This is a genomic window from Catenulispora rubra (assembly GCF_015356825.1).
GTDB classification, from domain to species: Bacteria; Actinomycetota; Actinomycetes; order Streptomycetales; family Catenulisporaceae; genus Catenulispora; species Catenulispora rubra.
The window spans coordinates 1-6,910 of record NZ_JAACYW010000438.1; the positions used below are offsets into that span (position 1 = coordinate 1).

At 67.4% G+C, this 6,910-nt stretch carries 9 protein-coding genes; 7 read left to right on the forward strand and 2 right to left on the reverse strand.

Annotated elements, in window-relative coordinates:
* Positions 1 to 299 precede the first annotated feature (299 nt).
* Positions 300 to 476 (forward strand): hypothetical protein, encoded by a 177-nt coding sequence (locus GWK61_RS51515; RefSeq protein ID WP_194921435.1) that lies wholly within the window; start codon positions 300 to 302, stop codon positions 474 to 476.
* Between the two features lie 146 nt (positions 477 to 622).
* Here the strand turns inward: GWK61_RS51515 and GWK61_RS51520 are convergent, their stop codons facing one another.
* Together GWK61_RS51520 and GWK61_RS51525 are read right to left on the reverse strand one after the other, a co-directional pair.
* Positions 623 to 1,156, reverse strand: a complete 534-nt coding sequence (locus GWK61_RS51520) for a hypothetical protein (RefSeq protein ID WP_194921437.1) — start codon at positions 1,154 to 1,156, stop codon at positions 623 to 625.
* A 55-nt stretch (positions 1,157 to 1,211) separates the two neighbouring features.
* Entirely contained in the window at positions 1,212 to 1,928 is a 717-nt protein-coding gene (locus tag GWK61_RS51525; protein ID WP_194921440.1) for a GntR family transcriptional regulator, read from the reverse strand.
* Between the two features lie 329 nt (positions 1,929 to 2,257).
* Here GWK61_RS51525 and GWK61_RS51530 point away from each other — a divergent pair, with 329 nt between their 5' ends.
* From GWK61_RS51530 to GWK61_RS51555, 6 genes are all read left to right on the forward strand, one after another.
* The gene (locus GWK61_RS51530) at positions 2,258 to 2,659 is read left to right on the forward strand and encodes a hypothetical protein (RefSeq protein WP_194921442.1); all 402 of its coding nucleotides are present in this window, start codon (positions 2,258 to 2,260) and stop codon (positions 2,657 to 2,659) included.
* A gap of 211 nt (positions 2,660 to 2,870) precedes the next feature.
* Positions 2,871 to 4,262, forward strand: coding sequence for an FtsK/SpoIIIE domain-containing protein (locus tag GWK61_RS60365; RefSeq protein ID WP_323748159.1), 1,392 nt, complete (start codon positions 2,871 to 2,873; stop codon positions 4,260 to 4,262).
* Positions 4,256 to 4,534: a hypothetical protein gene (locus GWK61_RS51540; RefSeq protein WP_194921443.1), complete on the forward strand. Its 279-nt coding sequence runs from the start codon at positions 4,256 to 4,258 to the stop codon at positions 4,532 to 4,534. Before GWK61_RS60365 ends, GWK61_RS51540 begins: the two co-directional genes overlap by 7 nt.
* A gap of 205 nt (positions 4,535 to 4,739) precedes the next feature.
* A complete protein-coding gene (locus GWK61_RS51545; protein WP_194921445.1) occupies positions 4,740 to 5,009 on the forward strand; it encodes a hypothetical protein in 270 nt (89 codons plus the stop codon).
* A gap of 279 nt (positions 5,010 to 5,288) precedes the next feature.
* Positions 5,289 to 6,686 (forward strand): replication initiator, encoded by a 1,398-nt coding sequence (locus GWK61_RS51550; RefSeq protein ID WP_228564376.1) that lies wholly within the window; start codon positions 5,289 to 5,291, stop codon positions 6,684 to 6,686.
* A complete protein-coding gene (locus tag GWK61_RS51555) occupies positions 6,683 to 6,901 on the forward strand; it encodes a hypothetical protein (RefSeq protein ID WP_194921448.1) in 219 nt (72 codons plus the stop codon). The genes GWK61_RS51550 and GWK61_RS51555 overlap by 4 nt, the downstream gene beginning before the upstream one ends.
* Positions 6,902 to 6,910: the final 9 nt, after the last annotated feature.

Genomic DNA, 6,910 nt, shown 5'->3' on the forward strand with positions numbered 1-6,910 from the left:
CGACGACGCAGGGCTGACGGGGTACGAGGTGGTGCTGCGCTTCTGGCGGCCGCCTGCGTGAGGCGGGCTCGTGCTTGGCGGCTGCGTTGGTGGTGTGCGGTGGTTGCACGGGGCGGGTTCGGCCGGCGGGCGGCCGTGGTGGTTTGGTGAGGTGGGGGTGTCGGTGCCGTCCGCCTGCCGGTTCCGCCTGGTGACCGTGCGGGGTTGTGTCCGGGGCGACTGGTGTCCTGGTGCTGTGCCGGTGGCGAGCAAAGGCCGGGTGAGGACTGCCGCCGAAGGCGTCCTTTACCACGGCGCCCATGATCACGTTCGGCGCGTGGTCCTGTTGCCTGTCTGATGGTCTGGGCGGTCTGGTTGGTGTGCGCGCGGCCCGTGACGCGCTGCGCCGCGTGGACCGGCCGAAGGCCGCATGCCGCGCGAGCGCGAGCGCGGCGCGGGCCGCGCGCGGCGGCCGAAGGCCGCCCTTGATGATGTAGAGAAAGGTTCAGCCACGTTCTTGCCTGCTCCCTGTTCCCTGAAGCTTCCTCTACTTCTCAGAGCGGCTAATGCTCTGACCGCGCTGCGCGTCATCAAATCGACCGGCGGAGGTTCGCAGTCCACACGCCCGTAGCCGGCCCACGGCTCAGTCAGGGAGCTGGTTTGGGGGCCGGATCGGGTCATCCGGGACGACGTTGCCAGGGTTCTTGACCCCAAGCTGGCGGCGCGCGGCCACTAACAGTTTGCGCATTGCGTCTCTCAGCCGGTCTTCTACCGCTCGGCCGCCGTAGTGATCTATGTACTCGTCTGAACGGCCCTCGTAAACGGCGCGCACCCACCACGCGTGGTGCTCAACTTCCATGGCCGACTGTTGGAGTTCGGCCGTCCCCAAAATGCGCATCTGTTGCACCACGGACCGGAGTCGGGCGAGTTCGTCGTCGAGCTTGAGGCTCTGCTCGTCCCTGTCGGCAACGCGGTCCAGGCGTCGGCTCAGGTGGACGAGCTGCCGCGCCGAAGCGGCACACTCCTTGCAAAGGTCGTAGAGCGGCGCGTCCCAGCGCACCGCCAGGGCGTGCCGCTCCTTCCTCCTCTCCATCACGTAAGTCGGGATAAGGCCTACGGCAGCACCAACTATCAGCAGTACGCTCGCTGCCGTCGCGGAAGGGTTCATACCGGACATGTAGCCGACTACTAGCTTGTAGACACCAGTCCGGCATATCTATGTGGTCACAGCATTAGCTGAGGCAGTAGGCGTGTTGGATACCGTCGCCGCCAGCGCGTTCAATCTCGGCGAGAACGCCCTTGGCCCCTGCGTGGGTGATTCGGGTGGTCTCCAGGATCGGAGTGCCCTCGGGTAGGTCGAGCGCGGTCGCGTCGTCGGGTGCCGGAATCAGTGGCCTGATGTATTCGGCGGTCGTGAGCTTTCCGTGGGCCTTGGTCAGGGTCGCCAACAGTTCCGGCCGGTCCGGGAATGACTTCGTCTCCAGTGAAGTCCCTTCGCAGGCGGAGAACGGCAGGATGCGGCGAACGGTCACTGTGCGGCCGGTCTCCGGGTCGGTACCCCGTACCTCCTGGACGAAGGTGGGTTCGTCGGCGTCGAGGTCGAGGAGATCGGCCAGGCGTTCGCCGATGGTGCTGGTGAAGCGGTCGGGTTCGCTGACGTCGGTGAGTCGGTCGGGGCCGGTCTCAGTGGTGCGCCAGGCGGTTACGGTCTTGGCGTCGGGTCCGGGGAGGACTGTGGAGCCGCTGCCTACGCGGACTGCGATCAGTCCTTGCATCCGGAGCGTGTTGAGCGCGAGCCGGACGGTTGAGCGGGACACCTTGTGTTGTTTGCCTAGGGCGTCCTCGGACGGCAGCAGGCTGCCGATCGGGTATTCACCGGATTCGATGGCCTCGCGGATGATGTTCGCGAGTTGCCGGTGTAGCGCGTCGGCACGGACTACCTCTGCCATGTCCCACTCCTGGGGCTCTGTTGCGGGGCTGTGACCTGCCCCGATTCTCTCTTTACCAAAACTTTGCCTGAAAACTCGTTCGCCCCGATTGCGGGCTTTCGTATCGCGCGGACGGTCTGTCGCCGTGCAGAACAGTTGCCGGGTTGCGTGCCCTTCCGTCGCAGATCAGAACCCTGATTCGACATGGGGCCGGATACTCGCTTGCGTTCATGGACAAGGCTATGCGTCGCCCGTTTAATGTCAAGCAGAAGCAGACGGCATCTGTAGGCTGTACGTACAGATTCACTCAGCAGTGGACTGATCACAGTCCGCGCGATCCAAGGACGGTCATGGCTACACCTCTCAACAAAATCCCCGTCGACATGGGGAAGCTCCAGCGTCCGATCGTGATGATCGGCGGTCAGATCAAGACCACCCGTGAGGGTGAGGTCAGGAAGGACCCTGTCACCGGGCTGCCGTGGTGGCAGTACGGCATCGCGGTGCGGGTCGCCGACACCCGCGCGGCTGCGGTGATCACCGTGCAGGCTCCGGGCGAGCAGCAGGGGATCGAGGAAGGCATGATGGTGCGCCTCGTCGACCCGGTGGCCTCCCCGTGGGAGATGGCGGACGGCTCCGGCGTCACCTTCTCCGCATCAGCGATCGTCCCGGCGGACACACCGCCCGTCGCACCCGCACCGACCACCCCGAACCCCGGTGGTGGTTCCCGTGCCAAGGGAGGCGATGCGGTGTGACACACGGGGACATATGTCACGCCGCGGCGGATGCCAAAACCGGTGAGCTGGTCCATGACTTGGCCAAGCACGTCGATCTGGCGGTTCGGGCCGTGAATGCCTCGGATCGGCTGTGGCACTACCAGCAGGCCGGTCACATGGCGCAAGACCTGTTCAATCACGCGGTGGCGCAGGCTGACGAGTGCACCCACAACAACGGGGGGTGTGCGCGGTGAGTCAGGTCTATGTGTTGGTAGTGCTCGGGGCGGTGCTCGCGGTGCTGGGGCTGTTAGCGGCCGTGGCGCTGCGGCGCCGGTTCCCGGTGGCGTGGTGGTTGGTGTTCGGCTGGCCTGCGCTGTGGTGGCGTATCCGCCGGACCTGGCGGGACCTGGCTATCGAGTGCGACTTGTCGACGAGCCGGCGCCCTGATGTGGCGTTGGTCGGGGACGTGGTGGTTCGGGGCCGGGCACTGGAGCGGGTCTATCCGCGCCTGTCGGTGGGTCTACCCCGCCACGGTCGGGTTCGGATTCGGGTGCGGCTGCTGCCGGGGCAAACCCCGGATGACTACACCGCCGCGTCTGAGGCGTTCGAGCACGCGTGGCGGGTGCACGCGGTCCGGGTGTTCTCACCGGCTCGTGGGTGGGTGGATCTGACGGCGTTGGTGCACGACCCGCTTCATGACCCGATCGCGCCGGGGAACACGGCGGCGCCGTCGCTGGTGGCGGGTACTCCGGTTCGGCAACGGCAGGACTGGCGTGCGCAGACGTGGGCTGATTCCGGCTGGGTCCGTGAGGTTCTGCGGGCTTCGGTCGGCGGTCGGGAAGACGGGTTGCCGTGGGTGCTGGACTTCCTGTTGATTCCGCATTGGCTGGTGGTCGGGGTCACGCAATCGGGCAAGTCAACGTTCCTGAACGCTCTGATGGTGTGGATGGCTCCATACCCGGTGGCGCTGGTCGGGGTGGACCTGAAAGGCGGCATGTCGTTGATGCCGTACCTGCCCCGGCTCTCCGCCCTGGCCACTACCCGAGAAGCGGCGGCTGACCTGCTGGAGTACCTGGCACATCTGACTGAGACTCGGATGGCCGAGTGCGTCACGGCGGGTGTGTCGTCGGTGTGGGACCTGCCTGCCGAGGACCAGCCGGTACCGGTGATGGTGTTCGTCGATGAGATCGCCGAACTGTCGCTTCCGGCCGACCGTGCCGGCGAGCCGGGAACCCGTGCCCTGGTCGCGCTGACCCGCCTGGCACAGCTCGGGGCAAGCCTCGGGATACACCTGGTGATCGCCGGGCAACGGGTCGGCTCGGACCTGGGTAAGGGCGTGACCCTGCTGCGCTCCCAACTGCCGGGGCGGGTGTGCCACCGGGTCGCCGATGAGGAGACGGTGAAAATGACCTTGGCGGACAAGTCCGCCGAAGCCGTCGCCGCCGCACTGGCGATCACTGAGGAGGAACGGGGAGTCGCGATCACCACCGGGGTTCCCGGCGGCTGGATGCGTGCTCGCTCGGCGCTGGTCACCACAGAGCACGCCCGGATGGTCGCCTCTCAGTGGTCGCACATGCGTCAGGAACTCCCTGGCCTGGGCGAGACGGTTCCCGGCCTGGGGGGAGGCGACATACCGTGGTGATCGTCTTTCCGGCGGTGTTCATCTTCGGTGCGCTGTCCTGGCTGCTGATACGGTCACGAATGATCCGGCCGTTGGAAGCGGTGATCGTGGGCCTGTTCGGGTTCTTCCTCGCCACCACCGGAGTGGGACACGAGGTGGCGGTGGTCCTGGACGACATGCTCGGCGCGTACCACACCGGCCCGGCCACCCCCGGACCCACCACACCATCAACACCGCAAGCGCCGATGCCGGCTCCGTCGACGTCGGCCCCGGGAGGAGTGGTCCGGCTATGACCTTCGTACGTGTGCCCTGCCCACGATGTGAAGGCCTGGGCTCCAAACCCGGAGCGAGTATCCGCCACCTGCACCGCTGCCGACGCTGTCGCGGGCTGAGCAAGGTGCGCTGACAGATCAAGCAACACAGGGGCTTGCCCGGTCCGGAAGAGAGCCGGACCGGGCTTGTCCCGATCGTATCCGCTTCAACTGTGAAGAGAGCCCCGTGATCAACACCGGTCAGCTTGTTGTGCGGGCTGCCGGTTCCGGTCGGGGACGGCGAGCCGTGATGGTGTTCGGGCTGCCTGCGGTGATTCTGCTCGGCGGACTGTCTGCGCTGCTTCTGCGGCTGCGGGCGGTCCGCCGTCTTGAGGCGCTGGTACTGGCGTGCATCGGTGCCGACGTTGCCGGGGTGCTCAGATCGTCCGTTAGCCGAAAGCGGCGGGTTCGGCCGGCGGGGCAGGTTCTTCGTCCCGCCAGCCGGTTCCGCTGGTGACCATGAGGATTTTTGTGCAGCAGTGCCGGTGTCCCGGCGCTGGTCCGGTGTGGAGTGGAGGCCGGGTGAGGACAGCCGCCGAAGGCGTCCTTTAACGGCCTTTTGATCTTGTGGCTTGTGCGGCCGGTTTCGGCCTTGACGGTGAGGGGTGTTCGAGATGGATCACGTGATTGGTCTGTGGTTCTCCTGTCGGCTGATACAGCCTGCTGTTGTGAAGGATGGCTCTTGGCTTCGAAGGCTCCTCATACTCTGAGCACCCTTGCTCTGTCCGATGATGGCTTGTCCCGTGATGACGCGGCTCTGATCGCCACTGGTACCGCTCCGGGTTTCCGGGAGTGGCTTCGGCAGATGGAGCGGATCAACGGGTGTGCCGCACCGGTGTATCTGGTGGGCCACACGATCACGCGGGATGTGCTGACCGGCGCGATTCTGCATGTGTTCTCCTCGGCTGGGCAGCCGCGCGGACGCTTGGCGGTGGCGTGCGGGAATCGGCGGGCCTCGCGGTGCCGGTCGTGTGCGTGGCTGCATGCCGGGGACACGTTCCAACTGGTGGTGTCCGGCCTGGCCGGTGGCAAGGGGGTGCCGGCCTCGGTGGCTGGGCATCCGCGCGCGTTCGTGACGCTAACGGCTCCCTCGTTCGGGGCGGTACACCGCGAGTGTCCTGGGGAGCCGTGCCATCCGCGCCGGGGTGGCGGGCTGTGTGCGCACGGGGCTCCGGTCGGCTGCGGTGCCCGACACCTCGACGGAGATCCGGTGATCGGTTGGCCGCTGTGCGGCGGCTGCTACGACTATGAGCGGGCGGTGTTGTGGAACGGGCACGCCGGGCCGCTGTGGGATGACTTCGCCAAGCGGGTGCGGGTCGCGTTGGCGTCGGTGGCGGGTGTCTCCCGCTCGGAGCTGCGGGCGCATGTGCGGCTGTCGTTCGCGAAGGTGGCCGAGTATCAGCGGCGCGGGGCGGTGCACCTGCACGCGGTCGTGCGCCTGGACGGCCCGGACGGTCCGGGCACTGATGAGGATCCGGGCCTGCCTCCGGAGTGGGCCACGGTCGGAATGCTGGAAGCCGCGGTGAGGTCGGCGGCCGGTGCTGCGCTGGTGCACACCACCGAACCGGACGTGTCGGGGCGGCTGGCATTGCGGTTCGGCGCGCAGGTGGACGTGCGGCCCATCACGACGGCCGGTGAAGGCTCGGGGCTGACCGACGGCGCGGTGGCCGCCTACATCGCGAAGTACGTGACCAAGGGCCACATACCGGGGCTGGTGCTGGACGCCCGGGTGCCCTCGGAATCGCACATCGAAGCCGCGCCGCTGTCCGATCACGGCAAGGCTCTGATGCGGGCGTGCTGGGACCTAGGCGAGCGGGAGGAGTACGCGGGCCTGCGGCTGCGGGACTGGTCGTTTCAACTGGGCTTCCGGGGCAACATCGCCACGAAGAGCCGCCTGTACTCCACGACGTACGGGGCGCTGCGGGACGCGCGGGCGACCTTCCGGCAGGCGGCGGCCGAGGGCCTGGACTTCGGGGACCGGCAGACCGTGACCGAATCGCGCTGGCAATTCGAGGACATGGGCCACACTCCGGGGGAAGCGCTGTTTGCGGCCGGTGTCGCGCTGGCTGCGGAGGGGCGACGCGAGGCTGCCCGCGATGCGCGCGATGATCTCACCGGTGGTGGTGCGGGGTGAGCGAGCAGACCCAAGGGCGAGAGCAGGACCACGAAGCGGTTCGGTCGATGAGCCGGGATGAGTACCTTGACTTCCTCGTGGAGCAGGCACCTGAGATCACCGAGGAACAGTGGCAGGACACGATCACGATACTGGCGCTGTATCGGGGTCGTCGCCGCACCGGAGCCCGTGGTGGGTCGCCTCTCGACGGTGAGGACGGCGGGGCCGGCGCGTAGGGGCGGGTG

Excerpts from the sequence above, each read along its gene's own strand:
- GWK61_RS51515 (WP_194921435.1), top strand. The coding sequence starts at position 300 with ATGATCACGTTCGGCGCGTGGTCCTGTTGCCTGTCTGATGGTCTGGGC.
- GWK61_RS51520 (WP_194921437.1), bottom strand. The coding sequence starts at position 1,156 with ATGTCCGGTATGAACCCTTCCGCGACGGCAGCGAGCGTACTGCTGATA.
- GWK61_RS51525 (WP_194921440.1), bottom strand. The coding sequence starts at position 1,928 with ATGGCAGAGGTAGTCCGTGCCGACGCGCTACACCGGCAACTCGCGAAC.
- GWK61_RS51530 (WP_194921442.1), top strand. The coding sequence starts at position 2,258 with ATGGCTACACCTCTCAACAAAATCCCCGTCGACATGGGGAAGCTCCAG.